Source organism: Pantoea hericii, assembly GCF_014155795.1.
Classification (GTDB): Bacteria; Pseudomonadota; Gammaproteobacteria; order Enterobacterales; family Enterobacteriaceae; genus Pantoea; species Pantoea eucalypti.
In genome coordinates this window covers 17,282-34,664 of sequence record NZ_SCKV01000004.1, presented here as the reverse complement: position 1 = coordinate 34,664, position 17,383 = coordinate 17,282, and the positions used below count along the sequence as shown (strand labels likewise).

Here is a 17,383-nt window from a genome sequence, read left to right as displayed (position 1 = left end):
GTAACTGATGATAAGCCTGCTGAGTTTTGGCCCGGACGGCTGGGGACGGTTGATTCTGAGTGCCACGCTGACCACGTTGCTGCTGTCGTTTTGCGCGCTGCTGGTCGGCGCGGTGGTGGGATCGGGCGTGGCCGCCGCAAAGTTATCCCCGCACCGGGCGGTACGCTGGCTGGGTGAAAGCTACTCGGTGATCTTTCGGGGTATCCCTGAATTGCTGGTGATCTACCTGTTCTACTTCGGTGGATCGGGACTGATCACGCAGATCGGACAACTGTTTGGCGCAGACGGTTTTATCGAAGCGCCGCCGTTTCTGATCGGGGCATTGGCGATCGGGCTTATCTCCGGCTCTTACCAGGCGGAAGTCTATCGCGCCGCGCGGCTGGCTCTGGCGAAAGGGGAGATCGAAGCCGCCGTCGCTATTGGCATGCCGCGCTGGCGCATCCGGCAACGTATCCTGTTGCCGCAGGTGGCGCGCTATGCGCTGCCCGGCCTGTCTAACGTCTGGCAGATGAGCCTGAAAGATTCCGCGCTGGTATCGGTGACCGGCATTGTCGAGCTCATGCGGGCCAGCCAGATAGCAGCCGGTTCTACCCGGGACTACTTCTCCTTTTACCTGGTGGGCGGTGCCTGTTATCTGCTGCTGACGCTGCTGTCGAATCGCGCCTTTCTGCGCGCCGAATCCCGTCTGGGTCGCGCCTGGCAAAGCCGCACCGCTGCACAGCATTAAGGAGAGTTATGATTGATTTTGCGTTCCTTACTGACACCTTCCTGAAACTCAGCGCGGCGCTGCCGGTCACGCTCGGCCTGTTTATCAGCGCCTTTCTCTGCGGGGGCGTGCTGGCGGTCGGTATTCTGGCGCTGCGCATGAGCCGCTGGCGGCTGCTGAGTGCATTCGCCCGCGGCTACATTCTGGTGTTTCGCGGCTCGCCGCTGATGATTCAGTTGTTCCTGATCTACTACGGGCTGGGACAGTTTGGGGTGATCCGCCACAGCGTCTTCTGGCCGTTTCTGCGTGAGCCTTTTACCTGCGCGGTGCTGGCCCTGTCCCTCTGTACCGCCGCCTACACGGCGGAGATCCTGCGCGGCGCGCTGCTGGCGGTCCCGCCCGGTCAGGTGGAAGCGGGGATGGCATGCGGCATGTCGCGCGGCCTGCTGCTGCGGCGCATTATCGCACCGGTGATGCTGCGTTATGCGCTGCCTGCGTACTCCACCGAAGCGATTCTGCTGGTGAAATCAACCGCGCTGGCGAGTCTGGTGACGGTGTGGGATGTCACCGGGGTCGCGCAGCAGATTATCCAGCGTACTTACCGCACCATGGAGGTGTTTCTCTGTGCAGCGGCGATCTATCTGATCCTCAACTTCATCATTGTTCAACTGTATGCCCTGCTGGAGCGGCGTCTGACACCGGTTCATAAACCGGAAAAAAAGCCGTTACCGGCCGCTAAGCCGATCCCCGGAGGAGAAAAAAATGTCTGAACTGCCACCCGTCACGCTGTCGGCCAGCGATATCCATAAATCCTTTGGCGCGATGGAGGTGCTGAAGGGCATCTCGCCGCAGGCGCATCAGGGCGATGTCATCTCTATTCTCGGTGCCAGCGGCTCCGGTAAAAGTACGCTGCTGCGCTGTATCAACCTGCTGGAGACGCCTGATTCTGGCGTCGTCAGCGTGGGCGGTGAAACCATTGAGATGAAGCGTCATGCACGCGGGCACCAGCTGGCGGCTAACCCGCGTCAGATTGAACGGCTGCGTTCCCGGCTGGGGATGGTGTTTCAGAGCTTTAATCTCTGGTCGCATCTCACCGTACTGCAAAACGTTATTGAAGGGCCGCACTATGTGCTGAAGCGCGATAAAAAAGCCTGCATCGCTCAGGCAGAACAGCTGCTGGATCGGGTTGGCCTGCTGAATCGCAAAGACTTCTATCCCGCTCAGCTTTCGGGCGGCCAGCAGCAGCGGGTGGCGATCGCCCGCGCGCTGGCGATGGACCCGGAGGTGATGCTGTTTGATGAACCGACATCGGCACTGGATCCGGAACTGGTGGGTGAGGTGCTGAAGGTGATGCGCAGCCTGGCCGAAGAGGGGCGCACCATGCTGGTGGTCACGCACGAGATGGGCTTTGCCCGCAACGTCTCAAACCGGGTCGTGTTTATGCATCAGGGCACGATTGATTGTCAGGGCACGCCAGAGGCGATGTTCGGCGAGGCGGGATCAGCGCGCTTTAAGCAATTTATTTCCAGTCATCATCAGGTGGAGCCGGTGGTATGAGCGACGTCATGAGTCAGACGCGGGTCTGGGGCGATGGTCCGCTTAAATGGCAGGAGCTGGTGCAGGTCGCCCGGCATGGCGCGACTCTGATGCTAAGCGACAGCGCCTGGCAGCGAATTGCCCGGAGTCGTGAAATCGTCGGCAACATCGTCGCGGCGGGGCAGGTAGCCTACGGCATTAATACCGGATTAGGGGCGTTGTGCAACATTACTCTTTCCGAAGATGAACTGAGCCAGCTGTCGCGCAATACCTTACTGAGCCATGCCTGTGGTGTCGGGCCGGTGCTGAAAAAAGCGGAGGTCCGCGCCATTCTGTGTGCCGCGATTGCCAACTACAGTCATGGCAAATCGGGTGTGTCAGTGGCGCTGGTGCAGCAGCTGCTGGCGCTACTGAATCTGCAGATGACCCCTCAGGTGCCGTCTCAGGGATCGGTGGGCTATCTGACCCACATGGCGCATATCGGTCTGGCCCTGATTGGCATCGGCGAGGTGGAGTGGCACGGCGAAATCATGTCCGCGCAGCAGGCGCTGGCCCAGGCGGGCTTAGCGCCTTACCGGCCAGGTGCCAAAGAGGGACTGAGCCTGGTCAACGGCACGCCTTGCATGACCGGCTTAGCCTGCCTGGCGCTGGACGATGCCGGGCGTCTGCTGGACTGGGCGGATGTGACAGGCGCAATGAGTTTTGAAGCGCTGCGCGGTCAGCGGGTGGCGTTTGATCCAGAGGTGCTGGCACTCAAGGCCAGCCCGGGAATACAGCGCAGTGGTGAACGTCTGCGCCAGTTGCTGAGTGACAGCCCGTTGCTGAACGCGAGCGTCGGCATCCGCACTCAGGATGCGATGAGTCTGCGGTCGATGCCGCAGGTGCACGGCGCCTGCCGCGATCAGTTTGATCACGCCGCACGTCAGGTGGAGACTGAACTCAACGCCTGTACCGACAATCCGTTGATTCTGGGCACGCCGCAGGAGTGGCGCGTGGTGTCACAGTCACATCCGCACGGTGAATCGGTGGCGATGGCCTGTGACCTGCTGGCGATTGCGCTGGCGGAACTGGGGAGCATTGCCGAACGACGACTGGATCGGCTGGTAAACCCGCTGGTCAGTGGCCTGCCGCCGTTTCTGGTGGCCGAGCCTGGCGTCAATTCTGGCATGATGATTGCGCAGTACGTCGCGGCCTCGCTCTGCGCGGAAAACCGTCAGCTGGCCCAGCCTGCGGTACTCGACAACTATGTCACCTCAGGATTACAGGAGGATCACATCAGTCTTGGCACCGGGTCGGCGCTGAAGCTGCTGAAGCTGGTCAGCAACGTCGATCACATCATTGCGATTGAGTATCTGCTGGCGGCGCAGGCGCTGGAGTTTCACGGTGAATCACAGCTGGCAGCCGGCACGCGGCGCGCCTGGCAGCATCTGCGGCAGGTGGTTGAGCGCTGGCAGCAGGATCGCTGGCTGGCACCCGACATCGACCGTGCGGTGGCGCAGATAAGGGCGCACCGGACCGATGCGCTTGTGGGGTGAGGATTATTTAGGGCGTGCGTCGGGACGGACCAGGTCAAAGCGTTGTGTTTCGCTGATGCCGTAATAGGCGCTGGGACCACCTGCGCGCAGAATCGGCTCGGCTTTTGCGGTCTGATAAATGCCCGCTTCCAGCAGCGATTCATCGATGTGGATCGCGACCGCTTCACCCAGCACCAGCCAGCTGTCGACCAGATTGCCACTGGCATCCTGCAACTGAATCAGCTGGGTCAGACGACACTCAAAGTTGACCGGGCTTTCCGCCACCAGACTTGCACCAACCTGTGATGCTGACAGCGGGGTTAATCCGGCAAAAGCAAACTCATCCTGATCGGCAGGCAGTGAAGCAGAACTTTCGTTCATCGCTTCGGCCAGCGGGCGGGTAGCCAGGTTCCAGACAAACTCTTTGGTGTCCGCAATGTTCTGCACGCTGTCTTTCCAGCCGCTGCTGGCGAAACCGATAATTGGCGGATGATAGTTGAAGCAGTTAAAGAAGCTGTAAGGGGCCAGATTGCGCTGGCCGCTGGCGCTGACAGAGCTAATCCAGCCGATTGGTCGTGGTCCGATAATGGCGTTGAGCGGATCGTGGGGCAGACCGTGACCAGCACGGGGTTCATAGGAATAGCGTTTCCGGGTCATAACGTCTCCAGCAGGTGATTTTATTTATCTTAGCCCGACAGCATCACCCGACGGAATCGGAAAGCGGTAAGCGGATGGTGCGGGTTTATTTTCCGCCGCCTACAGCGTATTGTACGCGCGCCTGAATAATTGAGAGAACGTATGAAAAAGTCAGCCAGCACGTCGCCCTTCCACGCCCGCAATCGCCATCAGGGCGAATACGATTTTGCCGCGTTAACCGCTGCTCATCCGCCGCTGAAGGCTAAAGTCCGGCCTAATGGTTATGGCGTGAAGTCTGTGGATTTTGCGGACCCGGAGGCGGTGATGCTGCTGAACCAGGCGCTGATCAAACTCTTTTACGACATCGACTGGCAGCTTTCTCCCGGCTCACTCTGCCCGCCAGTACCGGGACGCGCCGATTATCTGCACTACCTGGCCGATCTGCTGGCGCTGGATAACAACGGCGTTATCCCGATGGCGGACATTCTCGATGTTGGCTGCGGCGCAAACTGCATCTATCCACTGATTGGTGCGGCAGAATATGGCTGGCGCTTTACCGGCACCGAAATTGATGAAGCCGCCATCAAAGCCGCTAACCGCATCGTTGCGGCTAACCCACGCCTGACGCGCCAGATCCGTCTGCGTCGTCAGAAAAACAGCGATGCGGTGCTGGCGGGTGTGGTCAGCAAAACGGAATTCTTCAGCGCGGTGATGTGTAATCCGCCATTCCACGCGTCGCCGGATGAGGCAGTGGCCGGTTCGCAGCGCAAGGTCCGCAATCTCGGACTGGACAAGAGTGCGCCACTTAACTTTGGCGGGCAGCACAATGAGCTGTGGTATCCCGGTGGCGAAAAGGCGTTTATCGGCAAGATGATCGCCGAGAGCGTGGCGCTGGGTCGTCAGATCGGCTGGTTTACCTCGCTGGTGTCGCGCAAAGAGAACTTGCCGGCACTGGAAAAACAGCTGCAGGCGCTCGACGTTGCTGAAGTGCGGGTGGTGAACATGGCCCAGGGTCAGAAACAGAGCCGCTTTCTGGCGTGGAGTTTTATGCCTGCCGCACCGCGCAGCAAACTGCTGAGTCGTCTGGGAAGTTAGGGTTTTCCCGGTGCAGGCACGCTATTACTGCGGCCAGGGGCATAAAAAAACGGGCCGCTTAGCGGCCCGTTTTGATCAGGAGACGTGCTGCAGGAATTCGCGCAGACGGTCACTGGGTGGATTGCTGATCAGGCTGTCAGGATCGCCATCTTCCGCAATCCGGCCTTTATCAATAAAGATCAGGCGCGAGGCGACCTTCTGTGCAAAGCCCACTTCATGCGTCACAATCACCATCGTCATGCCTTCTTCCGCCAGATCCTGCATCACTTTAAGGACTTCATGACGCAGTTCCGGGTCCAGCGCTGAGGTTGGCTCATCGAACAGCATCATCTTTGGCTTAACCGCCAGCGCACGGGCAATCGCCACGCGCTGCTGCTGGCCGCCGGACAGCTCAGACGGAAAATGATGTGCACGCTCTGCCAGGCCCACTTTGCCCAGCAACTCACGCGCCAGCTGGCGTGCCGCTTCTTTACTGGCGCCACGCACCCGGATAGGACCAAAGGCAACGTTGTCCAGCGCACTCATCTGTGGGAACAGATGAAACTGCTGGAATACCATGCCCGCTTCCTGACGAATCAGGCGGTCATCAACTTTCGGGTCATTCACGCGCAGGCCATCAACAATCAGCTCGCCGCTGGTGATCTCTTCCAGCTTGTTAATGCAGCGTAAAAGGGTGGATTTACCGGAACCGGATGGGCCGATAATTACCACCACTTCGCCCTGGTTAATCTTCAGATCAATATTGTGCAGCACCTGGGTCTGGCCAAAATGCTTGGAGACATCTTTAAATTCAATCACAGGATTTTCACCCTTTTCTCAATGCGGCGCAGCATAAAGCTCAGCACCAGCGTAATCACCAGATAGATGATCGCGACGGCGCTCCAGATTTCCAGAGCGCGGAAGTTACCGGCAATAATCTCCTGACCCTGACGCGTCAGTTCAGCCACACCAATAACGATAAACAGCGAGGTATCTTTGATGCTGACAATCCACTGGTTGCCCAGCGGTGGCAGCATACGGCGCAGCGCCAGCGGCATAATCACGTAGCGCAGCGTCTCACGGCTCGACAGGCCAAGCGCCAGTCCGGCTTCGCGGAAGCCCTTATTAATCGACAGCACGGCACCACGCGTAATCTCCGCGATATAAGCGCCAGAGTTAATCATGATGGTCACTACCGCTGCGCTGAAGGGATCAATGCGCAGGTCGGGGAACGCCATCGGCAGAGCAAAGTAGATGAACATCACCTGCACCACGATAGGGGTGCCGCGGATAATTTCGATAAACACCAGTGCGATGTTATTGGTGATCCAGCCGCCGTAAGCGCGGGCAAAACCGGCAATCAGCCCGATAAACAGGCCGCCAACCAGTCCAATAACAGAGATTATTAAAGTCAGTTTAGCGCCTTCAAGCAGCGCTGGCATGGCGGGCCAGATGACGCTCCAGTCAAACTCCATGGTGTCACTCCAGATATGTTGCGATGGAAAAAAGCAGGGAAAAAGTTTCCCTGCTGAAATCAGATAACGGGCAAATTATTATTTAGGTTCGGTGCCGAACCATTTTTTATAGAGCGTGTTATAGGTGCCGTTCTCTTTCAGGGTTTTCAGTGCGCCGTTTACTTTTTCACGTAAATCGTCGCTGCCTTTCGGGAAGGCGATACCATACTGCTGCGCTTCAATCGAATCGCCTACCGCTTTAAAGCGGCCTTTACCGGCGGTGTGGATGAAGTAAAGAATGTTTGGCGTGTCATGCAGCACGGCGTCCGCACGGTTAGTGCCCAGTTCCATGTAGGCGCTGTCGATGTTCGGGAACTGACGCAGGTCTTTAGATTTGATGTGGGCTTTTGCGTATTCCACAGAGCCGGTGCCGCTTTTCACAGCAACCACTTTACCGTTCAGATCGCTGATGCCTTTGATGTCGTTTTCATTGTTACGCACCATTACCTGCAAACCGCTTTTGTAATAGCCATCAGAAAACTCGATTGCTTTTTTACGTTCTTCGGTAATGGTGATGCCCGCAAGGGCCAGATCGACATTGCGCGTTTGCAGTGCAGGGATGATGCCGCTGAAGTCCATTGGCTTCAGGGTATAATCCAGCTTCAGCTCTTTCGCAATGGCATCCCACAGATCCACATCAAAGCCGACATATTTGTCACCCTGTTTGAATTCGAACGGAACAAAGGCGGTATCGGTAGCGACAACCAGCTTCTTATCTGCTGCAGTGGAAGAGAGGGAGAAGGCCAGCGCCAGCGCGGCCACAGAAACTTTTAACAGTGACTTCATCATTTTTCCTTTTTTTACTACCAGGCGGCAGGGCCTGCGTTTGCGGCTTGTCATATGAAATAATTATGCCAACTTTGCAAGTTTCGCTAAATCAGAGAGTTAAATAACATAGCTGACACGATTTTGCAGTTAATTCTGCCTTTGCACCATCTAGGTGCTCAGTTTTGGTGCATATGGCTGTTTTGGTGCAAGCGGTAGTGTGCCTCAGATGTTAAGGCTGTGAAGCGAAGGAAGGAAGAACTGTTAACAGGGTCATAAAAATGCGGTAACGCAGACGTAAAAAAGGCGGGTTTCCCCGCCTGATTGACTGCATTGAGTTTTATTCAATGTTGGCTTCGATGAACCACAGGAATTTGTCCAGGTCACGTGATGCCGCAGTAAAGATGTCAGCGGTATCTTCATCTTTCACTTCAGTAATGGCTTTACGGGTATCATTAGCCACGACGCTATAACGGTCTGCCAGCGCTTTCAGGTGATCCTGAACGCTGTGAATATTCAGCGGATAGCTTTTCAGCGGCGTCGTATCGTTAACAACCTGCGTGGTGCCCAGTGCAACGCCGCCCAGCTGTACCACACGCTCAGCAATGGTGTCCTGATGCTCGGTGATTGCAGTACGGAAGCCGTCCAGCATTTCATGTACACCGATGAAGTTAGCACCGCGCATGTTCCAGTGCGCCTGCTTAGTAATCAATGACAGGTCAATAAACTCGACTACCAGACGGTTCAACACCGCGATGGTGGCTTTCTTCTCATCTTCGGCCACGTCATTACGGGTATAAATCAGGTCAGCAGATTTAGTTTTAACCAGTTTAGCGGTACTCATCGTTTCAGTCCTCTCTTTGATGGTTGTCCTAATCAAGTACCGGATAAGTATAGCAGCGCTTTTCAGCTTTGCAGAAACGACTTTATCGATAGATGAAATAGTGCAGGTCTTTATTAAATGCGGGAAGGCACAGACGAGGTTAACGCAATGTTAAAATAAAAGCGCTTGTATTTAATTAATTAAATCAATGCTTTAATTTTACATGTAAATAACAGGTAAGCGTCTGTTTCAAAATAGTCAGAACCTGGACAGGGAATGGTTAAGAATAATTCTCATGATGAGCATGATTGTTATTTAGCCCACCACAAAGGCAGGCTAAAGGCGTTTATTTCTGACCAGAATCTGATAATTCCACGCTGCTTAACTGGCTCTTTTTCGGTCGCATGGTCAGCGTTGAGCCTGCCGAAGCGATGATGATTGCCAGTAGCGCCAGCCACTGTAGGCCGGTCAGCGTTTCGCCCAAAAACAGCATGCCGGAAAAAGCGGCCATGGCGGGTTCCAGACTCATCAGCGTGCCGAAGATGCGCGCCGGTAAGCGGGTAAGGGCGATCATCTCCAGTGAGTAGGGTATCGCGCTGGAGAGCAGGGCAACCAGCAATGCGATCGGCATCACGGCCCATGTCCAGATGCCACTTTCTGCAAACGTCAGCCCCAGCGGTACAAAAATCACCGAAGCAATCAGCGAACCGATAGCCACTGTCGCAGGACCATGTTCTGCACCTGCCCGCTGTCCCGCCAGGATATAGATTGCCCAGCAGGCACCCGCACTCACGGCCAGTGCTGCGCCCAATGGATCAATCGCGGTCATCCCTGTCCCAAACGGCAGCAGGAACCACAAACCAATCACCGCCAGCAGCACCCAGACAAAATCCAGTGGTCTGCGCGATCCAAACAGCGCCAGCGCCAGTGGACCGGTAAACTCCAGTCCCACCGCCACGCCCAGCGGCACAGTGCGAATCGCCAGATAGAATGTGAAGTTCATGGTGCCCAACGCCAGACCATACATCAGCAAAGGCAGACGTTGTTCCCGGCTAAAGCGTAAACGCCAGGGTTTAAAGATGACACAGAGTATCAGGGTGCCAAAGCCCAGACGCAGCGCGGTGATTCCCGTCGCCCCAACAGAAGGAAACAGGCTTTTTGCCAGAGAAGCACCGCCCTGCAGCGACAGCATCGCAATCAGCAGTACGGCAATTGGCAACACGATTGGCGCAAGATTTTTAGAAGCGGGAGAGGCAGACATCCTGTGTACTTTTCCTGGTCATCAACGTAACGAGTGGGCCAGTGTAAAGGAAATGTCAGGCAAAAAATCATGAGTCAGCGTTTTTAATTTGCCTTAACTGCGCAAATTTTGGCCAAAATCAGTGCCATTTAGGTAAAGAAATGTCAGGTTTTTTTAGGAATTAACTTAAACGGCAAATTGAGCACAAAAAGATTATTGCAGGAAGATGACGGATTTTATAAGAAAAATGAATGACATAGTATGTCGCATTAACGTCCTGTTACACCAAACTTTCTGTTAGACAACAAAATCCGGGCAGAGTTTCTCGCTATTTTTTGTTATATTTTCAGCGTTGTCAGGAGAGAAGTATTTTCACATTTGAGGTGGTTATGAAAAAAATTGCATGTCTTTCAGCATTAGCCTGTGTACTGGCAGTATCTGCAGGTTCAGCAATGGCACAGAGCACCGTAACTGGTGGCTATGCTCAGAGCGATTATCAGGGCGTAGCGAACAAAGCTAACGGCTTCAACCTGAAATACCGCTACGAAGACGGTTCTAACCCACTGGGTTGGATCGGTTCATTCACCTACACTGAAAAAGATCGTACCGAAGATGGCGTTTACAACAAAGGCCAGTACTACGGTGTGACCGGTGGTCCAGCTTTCCGTCTGAACGACTGGGCTAGCATCTATGGTGTTGTCGGTATCGGCTATGGTAAATACCAGGGCAACGAAACTGCATCACGTGATAAAACTGACACCAGCGACGTAGGTTTCTCTTACGGCGCAGGCATGCAGTTTAACCCAATGCAGGACATCGCACTTGACGTTGGTTACGAGCAGAGCCGTATCCGTAGCGTTGACGTCGGTACCTGGATTGCTGGCGTAGGTTACAGCTTCTAAGTTTAGCTTAGCTGACCTGCAAAAAAACGGCCCCTTGTGGGCCGTTTTTTATTGTGCTGATTTTACCCGCCACCCCGACTTACCTGTCGGTCTCCCGTCTCATTCTCTGGCAGACGCTGATCTGCAGGCATGCCCCTTTCAGCCTCAGGGCAGTTTCTTATGAGGGGAAAAAACAAAGAGAACAAACAGAGGGGCGTGAGCCTTTCAACCGCAGGCAAAAAGGCTCTGAATCAGGATTAGCCGCGCCAGATAAGATTCGGACAGCGAGGTTCGGCAGGCTTATGGCCCAGCAGTTTTTCAATCAGCATCAGACGCAGTGTGAAAGGGGAACGCGTCAGCAGGCACAGCCAGGATTTAAACTCCGTGGTTGTTTTCTTCTCTGTCTGGAAGCATTTGCTGCAATCTAAGCAACATTTCAGAGTGCTCATAGAATTACCTCCCAAGCCTGATCGACGCGGTAATCAGCAGCGTGGGGTGAGAGCGTCATCATCACCAGAGCAACAGAAGATCACTAGGGATCATGCGTTGGCTGCTTACATTATCAACAAAGATAGCACTGGCTATATCGTTTAGCCAAGGCTAATGACGAAAAATTTGAGCTTCTTTGTGGCTGGTTTACAATGAGCGCAGCTAAATCCGTACAGCAGCGTCAGTACGGGAAATAATAATGAGGAAGCTGAATGAGTCGTCGTGCTAAAAGCGTGGTTTCTGCGCCGAAAGGACCACTGAAAGATATTGAAGAGCATGTCGAAGGTTTTCGGCAGGTGCGTGAAGCGCATCGTCGGGAGTTAATTGATGACTACGTTGAGTTAATCTCTGATTTAATTGGTGAATTTGGCGAAGCACGTCAGGTCGATATGGCAGCCCGTCTGGGCGTTTCGCAACCGACAGTGGCTAAAATGCTGAAACGACTTGGCAGTGCCGGGCTGGTTGAGCAGGTCCCTTACCGCGGTGTCTTCCTGACCAGTGAAGGGGAGAAGCTGGCAGAGGAGAGTCGCGCCCGTCATCATATTGTTGAAAGTTTTCTGCTGGCGTTAGGCATCAGCCCCGAAACGGCCCGACGCGATTCAGAAGGTATTGAACATCACGTCAGTGATGAAACTCTGGCTGTATTTAAGAAGTTCTCCGAAACCCGTTAACGCTAAGGCGTACCCTCACCATGCCACAACTGCTTCGATCTTTTTTGCATGACTCAATTTTGCATTTATTAATCGTGATTGGTGTAGTTCTGGCATTCCTGGCGGATTTCCGCTGGGCCGATCTGCCCGGAGCCGTAGACTGGCATACCATTATCACACTCACCGGGTTATTGATTCTGACCAAAGGGCTGGAAACCAGCGGCTACTTTGACGTGCTGGGAGGACGCCTGATTGCGCGTTTCCGGCACGAACGTGCGCTGGCGCTATTTATGGTACTGGCTGCCGCGTTGCTCTCCACGTTTTTAACCAACGATGTTGCGCTGTTTATTCTGGTGCCGCTGACATTAACGCTGCGGAAGTTCTCTCATTTACCTATCTCGCGACTGATCATTTTCGAGGCGCTGGCAGTGAATGCCGGGTCGCTGCTGACGCCGGTCGGCAATCCGCAAAACATTCTGCTGTGGAGTCACGGCAAGCTCAGCGTTATTGCATTCATTGTGCAGATGCTGCCGCTGGCCGCCTGGCTGCTGCTGAGCCTGGTCGTGCTGACCTGGTTTAGCTTTTCAAAGCGGACAATTGATAAACATGACAACCCGGAGCAGCCGGAGTGGCAGAAGCCACTGTTTATTGTCAGCGTGGTGTTATACCTGCTGTTTATCGCCGGTCTGGAGCTGGAAATCACCGGCTGGATACTGCTGGTTATCCTCGCCACCTTTATGGTAATGGCGCGTCCGGTGCTGCAACGTATCGACTGGAGCCTGCTGGCGGTGTTTATCGCCATGTTTATTGACGTCTTCCTGCTGACACGTCTGCCGGTGATGCAGGCTCACTTTGATGCGGTGGCGCATTTCGGCCAGGGGCAGCTCTATCTGCTGGCGATTGGTCTGTCACAGGTGATAAGCAATGTCCCGGCGACGATTCTGCTGCTGCAAAAAGTCCCGCCAACCGATGTGCTCGCCTGGGCGGTCAACATCGGTGGATTCGGTCTGCTGCCAGGTTCACTGGCTAACCTGATTGCTCTGCGTATGGCGAAAGATCGTGCCGTATGGTGGCAATTTCATCTCTTTTCCCTTCCTTTGCTGGCCTGGTCAATGGCCAGCGGCTGGCTGCTGCTGCGGTTGCTCAATTAGGCCCGATACATCCTGCTATCGCTGTCAGGTGGCAGGATGTGCGGCATTCCTCAAGTTTCGTAAAGTTGCACTGGATTTTGTCAATTTCCGATATAAGGTTAACAGGACCTTTATGCCCGGAATCAGGGCCTTAGCCAGTGATGGGAACTATGAGCGAGAACAATCAACGCGATCCACATCAGCAGGACGCAGAAAACACGACGGATCAAAACCGTCAGTCAGAGGAAAATCAGGACAACGACCAGCAGCCTGAGCGTAAACGCCCCGGTAAAAAGCCGCTGATTATTCTGGCGGTGGTGGTGGTGATTATGCTGATTGTCGGTCTCTGGTTCTGGTTATCTACCCGCAATATTGAAACCACCGACGACGCCTTTACCGAAGGCGATGCCGTTACTATTGCGCCTAAAGCATCCGGCTATGTCGTGAAGTTGCTGGTGAAAGATAACCAGCGGGTGAAGAAGGGCGATCTGCTGGTGGAGATTGATCCCAGCGATAACCGTGCCCAGCGTGAGCAGGCTAACGCGCAGCTCGGTTTAGCCGTTGCACAACTGCATCAGGCGCAGGCCCAGCTGGCGCTGTCAAAAGTACAGTATCCGGCTCAGCGCGATCAGGCTCTGGCCGATCAGGCGAAAGCAGAAGCCAATATGCTGAATGCGCAGGCGGATTATCGTCGCCAGCGTGGCGTCGATCCACGTGCGACCAGCCAGCGTAATATCGACAGCGCGTCTGCGCAGCTACGTTCGGCGCAGGCACAGTTACAGAGTGCGAAAGCCCAGGTTGAAGTCGCTTCACAGGTTGCCCTGCAGATTCGTCAGCAGGAGACCAATGTTGAAGCGCGTCAGCAACAGGTTGAGCAGGCGAAAGCACAGTTAAGTACGGCCGATCTTAACCTCTCCTATACCCAGGTTCGCGCGCCTTATGACGGGTTTATCACCAAGCGTAACGTTCAGCTGGGCACGCTGGTGCAGGCCGGTTCCTCTCTGTTCTCGCTGGTTTCGCCTGACATCTGGGTTACTGCGAACTTCAAAGAGTCTCAGCTGGAACGCATGAATCCTGGCGATAAAGTGAAAATCAGCGTTGATGCATGGCCGGACATGAAGCTGGAAGGACACGTCGACAGCATTCAGATGGGCTCCGGCTCACGCTTCTCGACCTTCCCGTCAGAAAACGCCACCGGTAACTACGTGAAAATTGTTCAGCGTGTGCCAGTGAAAATCGTTATCGACAAGGGCCTGGATCCGAACCATCCGCTGCCGCTGGGTCTCTCCGTTGAACCCGAGGTAACAGTGGAATGAGTACGGCGCAGAGCTGGAAACCGGCCAGTAATCCGTGGTTAGTGGCAATCACGGTGACGCTGGCGGTGTTTATGGAGATCCTCGACACCACCATCGTTAACGTGGCGCTGCCGCACATCGCCGGTTCGCTCTCCTCCAGTTATGATGAGTCAACCTGGGTGCTGACCTCCTATCTGGTGGCGAACGGCATTGTGCTGCCTATCTCTGCGTTCTTCAGCCGGCTGTTTGGCCGTAAACAGTTTTTCCTGATTTGCATTGTGATGTTCACCATTTGCTCGTTCCTGTGCGGCATCGCCACTGAACTCTGGCAAATCATTCTGTTCCGCGTGCTGCAGGGCTTTTTTGGTGGCGGATTGCAGCCCGTTCAGCAGTCCGTGCTGCTGGACTACTTCAAGGCAGAAGATCGCGGCAAGGCATTTGGTCTCTCCTCCATCGCTATTATCGTCGCGCCGGTGATTGGCCCGACATTGGGTGGCTGGATCACTGACAACTACAGCTGGCGCTGGGTGTTCTTTATTAACATTCCGGTGGGCGTGCTGACTGTGCTGGCGATCTATCAGCTGCTGGAAGATCCGCCTTGGGAGCGTAAATGGGCCAAAGGTAAGCTGAAGATCGATTACATCGGGATCAGCCTGATTACCTTAGGCCTGGGGTGTCTGCAGGTGATGCTGGATCGCGGAGAAGATGAGGACTGGTTTGCTTCGCACTTTATCGTACTGTTCGCTGTTCTGGCGCTGGTTGGCATCGTTGGCGCCATTTACTGGCTGATGTATGCGCGTAAGCCGGTGGTCGATATTCTGGTAATGAAAGACCGGAACTTCTGGGTGGCCGGGCTGTTGATGGCGGGAATGGCGATGATTCTGTATGGCAGTTCTGTGGTGTTGCCACAGCTGGCGCAGCAGGATCTGGGTTATACCGCCACCTGGTCAGGGCTGGTGTTGTCGCCCGGCGCGGTGCTTATTGTGCTGACCATACCACTGGTGCTGAAACTGATGCCGATTGTGCAGACGCGATACATCATCGCCTTTGGTTTCAGCTGTCTGGCCATGGCGTTTTTCTATTCTGCTACCCTGACGCCGAATGTCGATTTCAAAACGCTGGTGATGATGCGTAGCGCACAGTCGATCGGGCTGGGTTTCCTGTTTGTTCCGCTGACTACGATTGCCTTTGTCACCATTCCTCAGCGACTTAACGCGGACGCCTCCGCGCTCTTTACCATGTTCCGTAACGTGGCCGGATCCATTGGGATCTCGCTTTCGACCGCGGCCATTACCGAGCGCGCACAGGCGCGGTCGGCGCATATGGTGCACAACATGACGCCGCTTAACGAGCCGTTCAACATTACGCTTGAGCACTGGGCGCAGGCGATACGCGACTTCACGTCGGCGGTGGGCGATCCCATTACGCTGGCAACCGGTCAGCTCTATCAGGAGATGATTGCGCAGTCGCGTATTCTCGCATACATCGATGTCTTCTCAGGCCTGAGTATTGTCGCCCTGATTTTGATTCCATTTTGTTGGCTGCTGTCGCCTATCAAGAGCGAAGGCAGTGCAGGAGCACACTAACATGAAGGTTTTTTATACTCATCGCCTGAAACCCCTGAGCTTACTGCTGGCCCTGGGGCTGGCGGGCTGCGCTGTCGGGCCTGACTATCAGGCACCGAAACCTGCCGTGCCGGGTAGCTACAACACGCTGGATTCGCAGGAGGCGTCAAAGCCACAAAACGCCGCAATTAATTCCCGCTGGTGGCGGAGCTTTAACGATCCGCAGCTCGACAGCCTGATTGAGCGGGCGATAGCGGGGAACCTGAGCCTGCAGCAGACAGTGCTGCGGATTGCGGGCGCGCGTGAACAGCTGACGCAGGCCCAGGGCAGCCTGTTCCCCAGTCTGAGCGGTTCGGCTAAAGTCACCCGTCAGCAGCTCGGCCTGAAAGGCTTGCTTGAGTCCAATGGCGCCACCGATCAACTCGACAGCAACGTGGCCAGCCAGCTCAATGGCCTGACCCAGCCGGTTAACCTCTATCAGGGCAGCTTCGATGCCAGCTGGGAGCTTGACCTGTGGGGCAAAGTTCGCCGTCAGGTTGAGGCCGCCAATGCCCAGCAGCAGGCAGCGATAGAGCAGCGTAACGATGCGCTGGTCTCACTTGAGGCCGAAGTTGCGCGAGCCTGGCTGCAGCTGCGAGGCGCGCAGAGCACCGTTCAGACTCTGCAGGAGCAGATTAATGTGGCGCAGCAGACGACCGAGCTGACGCAAAGTCAGCAGCGTAATGGTCTGGCTCCGTTAACTGATGTAGAAAATGCCCGTGCCCAGCTCAGCACGCTTCAGGCCCAGCTGCCGCAGTATCAATCGCAGGCACGGCAGGCGATGAACGGATTAGCGGTGCTGCTCGGCAAAACACCGGGTGCACTGGATGCTGAACTCAGCACACCTAAAGCCTTACCGCCGTTGCCGCAGTTTGTACCGGTTGGTATTCCCTCCACGCTGGCACGTCGTCGTCCTGATATTCGCCAGGCTGAAGCGACGCTGCATGCTCAAACCGCGGAGATCGGCGTGTCTGTTGCGCAGCTCTTCCCAAGCCTGTCGCTGACCGGACAGCTGGGCGTCCGCAACACTGACGCCAGTTATCTGGATAACTGGAGCAGCCATTTCTACAGTTATGGCCCCTCGCTTTCGATCCCGATTTTCCAGGGTGGACAACTGGTATCGAGCGTCAAGTTAGCGCGGGCGCAGCAGGCCAGCGCCGCGCTGGATTACCGTCAAACTGTGCTGACGGCGTTACAGGATGTCGAGAATGCGCTGGTCAGCTACCGCGCCGACCAGCAGCGCGTGACTGCGCTGGATGAGACGACCGGCGCCCTGCAGCGGGCCTTTAACCTCGCCAGCGACAGTTACCGCCAGGGGCTTTCGACCTTCCTTGACGTGCTGGATGCGCAGCGCCAGCTGGCACAGGCTCAGGAGCAGGCGACTCAGGCGAGAATGCAGAGCGCTCTGGATTTAGTGGCGCTTTATAAAGCGCTGGGCGGCGGATGGGAAACGTATCAGAACGTTGAGATGCCTCAATATCCGGTATTTGGTCCGGCCACACAGGCGAATTAATCCTTTCGCGGTC

Annotated in this window: 18 protein-coding genes; 11 read left to right on the top strand and 7 right to left on the bottom strand. The window is 55.4% G+C overall.

Going from position 1 to position 17,383, the window contains the following annotated elements; translation table 11 throughout:
• Positions 1–7 precede the first annotated feature (7 nt).
• From H7K52_RS09735 to H7K52_RS09720, 4 genes are read left to right on the top strand one after another with little or no spacing between them, the layout of a single operon-like run.
• Entirely contained in the window at positions 8–727 is a 720-nt protein-coding gene (locus H7K52_RS09735; protein ID WP_003851749.1) for an ABC transporter permease, read from the top strand.
• Between the two features lie 8 nt (positions 728–735).
• Positions 736–1,476: an ABC transporter permease gene (locus H7K52_RS09730; RefSeq protein WP_008925091.1), complete on the top strand. Its 741-nt coding sequence runs from the start codon at positions 736–738 to the stop codon at positions 1,474–1,476.
• Positions 1,469–2,263 carry an ABC transporter ATP-binding protein gene (locus H7K52_RS09725; protein ID WP_182629983.1) on the top strand — a complete coding sequence of 265 codons (795 nt, stop codon included), beginning with the start codon at positions 1,469–1,471 and terminating at the stop codon, positions 2,261–2,263. The genes H7K52_RS09730 and H7K52_RS09725 overlap by 8 nt, the downstream gene beginning before the upstream one ends.
• An 8-nt stretch (positions 2,264–2,271) precedes the next feature.
• Positions 2,272–3,777: an HAL/PAL/TAL family ammonia-lyase gene (locus tag H7K52_RS09720; RefSeq protein ID WP_182630072.1), complete on the top strand. Its 1,506-nt coding sequence runs from the start codon at positions 2,272–2,274 to the stop codon at positions 3,775–3,777.
• 3 nt (positions 3,778–3,780) lie between these two features.
• Here H7K52_RS09720 and H7K52_RS09715 read toward each other — a convergent pair whose 3' ends face one another.
• A complete protein-coding gene (locus H7K52_RS09715; protein ID WP_039659265.1) occupies positions 3,781–4,413 on the bottom strand; it encodes a flavin reductase family protein in 633 nt (210 codons plus the stop codon).
• Between the two features lie 141 nt (positions 4,414–4,554).
• Between H7K52_RS09715 and rlmF the strand changes: the two genes are divergently transcribed.
• On the top strand, positions 4,555–5,487 hold the full coding sequence (gene rlmF / locus H7K52_RS09710; RefSeq protein ID WP_105099366.1) for a 23S rRNA (adenine(1618)-N(6))-methyltransferase RlmF: 933 nt from the start codon (positions 4,555–4,557) through the stop codon (positions 5,485–5,487).
• A gap of 75 nt (positions 5,488–5,562) precedes the next feature.
• Here rlmF and glnQ read toward each other — a convergent pair whose 3' ends face one another.
• The 5 genes from glnQ to rhtA all read right to left on the bottom strand — a co-directional run bounded on the left by glnQ (position 5,563) and on the right by rhtA (position 9,829).
• Positions 5,563–6,285 carry a glutamine ABC transporter ATP-binding protein GlnQ gene (gene glnQ, locus H7K52_RS09705; RefSeq protein ID WP_003851741.1) on the bottom strand — a complete coding sequence of 241 codons (723 nt, stop codon included), beginning with the start codon at positions 6,283–6,285 and terminating at the stop codon, positions 5,563–5,565.
• Positions 6,282–6,941, bottom strand: a complete 660-nt coding sequence (gene glnP, locus H7K52_RS09700; protein WP_078804210.1) for a glutamine ABC transporter permease GlnP — start codon at positions 6,939–6,941, stop codon at positions 6,282–6,284. Before glnP ends, glnQ begins: the two co-directional genes overlap by 4 nt.
• Before the next feature lie 78 nt (positions 6,942–7,019).
• The gene (gene glnH / locus H7K52_RS09695; protein WP_003851738.1) at positions 7,020–7,766 is read right to left on the bottom strand and encodes a glutamine ABC transporter substrate-binding protein GlnH; all 747 of its coding nucleotides are present in this window, start codon (positions 7,764–7,766) and stop codon (positions 7,020–7,022) included.
• Between the two features lie 319 nt (positions 7,767–8,085).
• Positions 8,086–8,589, bottom strand: coding sequence for a DNA starvation/stationary phase protection protein Dps (dps, locus tag H7K52_RS09690; protein ID WP_003851735.1), 504 nt, complete (start codon positions 8,587–8,589; stop codon positions 8,086–8,088).
• A 325-nt stretch (positions 8,590–8,914) separates the two neighbouring features.
• On the bottom strand, positions 8,915–9,829 hold the full coding sequence (rhtA, locus tag H7K52_RS09685; protein WP_003851733.1) for a threonine/homoserine exporter RhtA: 915 nt from the start codon (positions 9,827–9,829) through the stop codon (positions 8,915–8,917).
• Between the two features lie 368 nt (positions 9,830–10,197).
• On the opposite strand from rhtA, the gene ompX reads away from it, so the two are divergent.
• A complete protein-coding gene (gene ompX / locus H7K52_RS09680; RefSeq protein ID WP_008925816.1) occupies positions 10,198–10,710 on the top strand; it encodes an outer membrane protein OmpX in 513 nt (170 codons plus the stop codon).
• Positions 10,711–10,946: 236 nt separating this feature from the next.
• Here ompX and H7K52_RS18945 read toward each other — a convergent pair whose 3' ends face one another.
• Complete coding sequence (locus H7K52_RS18945) at positions 10,947–11,138, bottom strand: hypothetical protein (protein ID WP_003850513.1); 192 nt, start codon at positions 11,136–11,138, stop codon at positions 10,947–10,949.
• A gap of 252 nt (positions 11,139–11,390) precedes the next feature.
• Between H7K52_RS18945 and mntR the strand changes: the two genes are divergently transcribed.
• The 5 genes from mntR to H7K52_RS09655 all read left to right on the top strand — a co-directional run bounded on the left by mntR (position 11,391) and on the right by H7K52_RS09655 (position 17,370).
• Positions 11,391–11,849 carry a manganese-binding transcriptional regulator MntR gene (gene mntR, locus H7K52_RS09675; RefSeq protein ID WP_003850512.1) on the top strand — a complete coding sequence of 153 codons (459 nt, stop codon included), beginning with the start codon at positions 11,391–11,393 and terminating at the stop codon, positions 11,847–11,849.
• Between the two features lie 20 nt (positions 11,850–11,869).
• On the top strand, positions 11,870–12,979 hold the full coding sequence (locus tag H7K52_RS09670; RefSeq protein ID WP_003850511.1) for an SLC13 family permease: 1,110 nt from the start codon (positions 11,870–11,872) through the stop codon (positions 12,977–12,979).
• Between the two features lie 149 nt (positions 12,980–13,128).
• Positions 13,129–14,274: an HlyD family secretion protein gene (locus H7K52_RS09665; protein ID WP_003850510.1), complete on the top strand. Its 1,146-nt coding sequence runs from the start codon at positions 13,129–13,131 to the stop codon at positions 14,272–14,274.
• On the top strand, positions 14,271–15,839 hold the full coding sequence (locus H7K52_RS09660) for a DHA2 family efflux MFS transporter permease subunit (protein ID WP_003850509.1): 1,569 nt from the start codon (positions 14,271–14,273) through the stop codon (positions 15,837–15,839). Before H7K52_RS09665 ends, H7K52_RS09660 begins: the two co-directional genes overlap by 4 nt.
• Position 15,840: 1 nt before the next feature.
• Positions 15,841–17,370: an efflux transporter outer membrane subunit gene (locus H7K52_RS09655; RefSeq protein ID WP_003850508.1), complete on the top strand. Its 1,530-nt coding sequence runs from the start codon at positions 15,841–15,843 to the stop codon at positions 17,368–17,370.
• Positions 17,371–17,383: the final 13 nt, after the last annotated feature.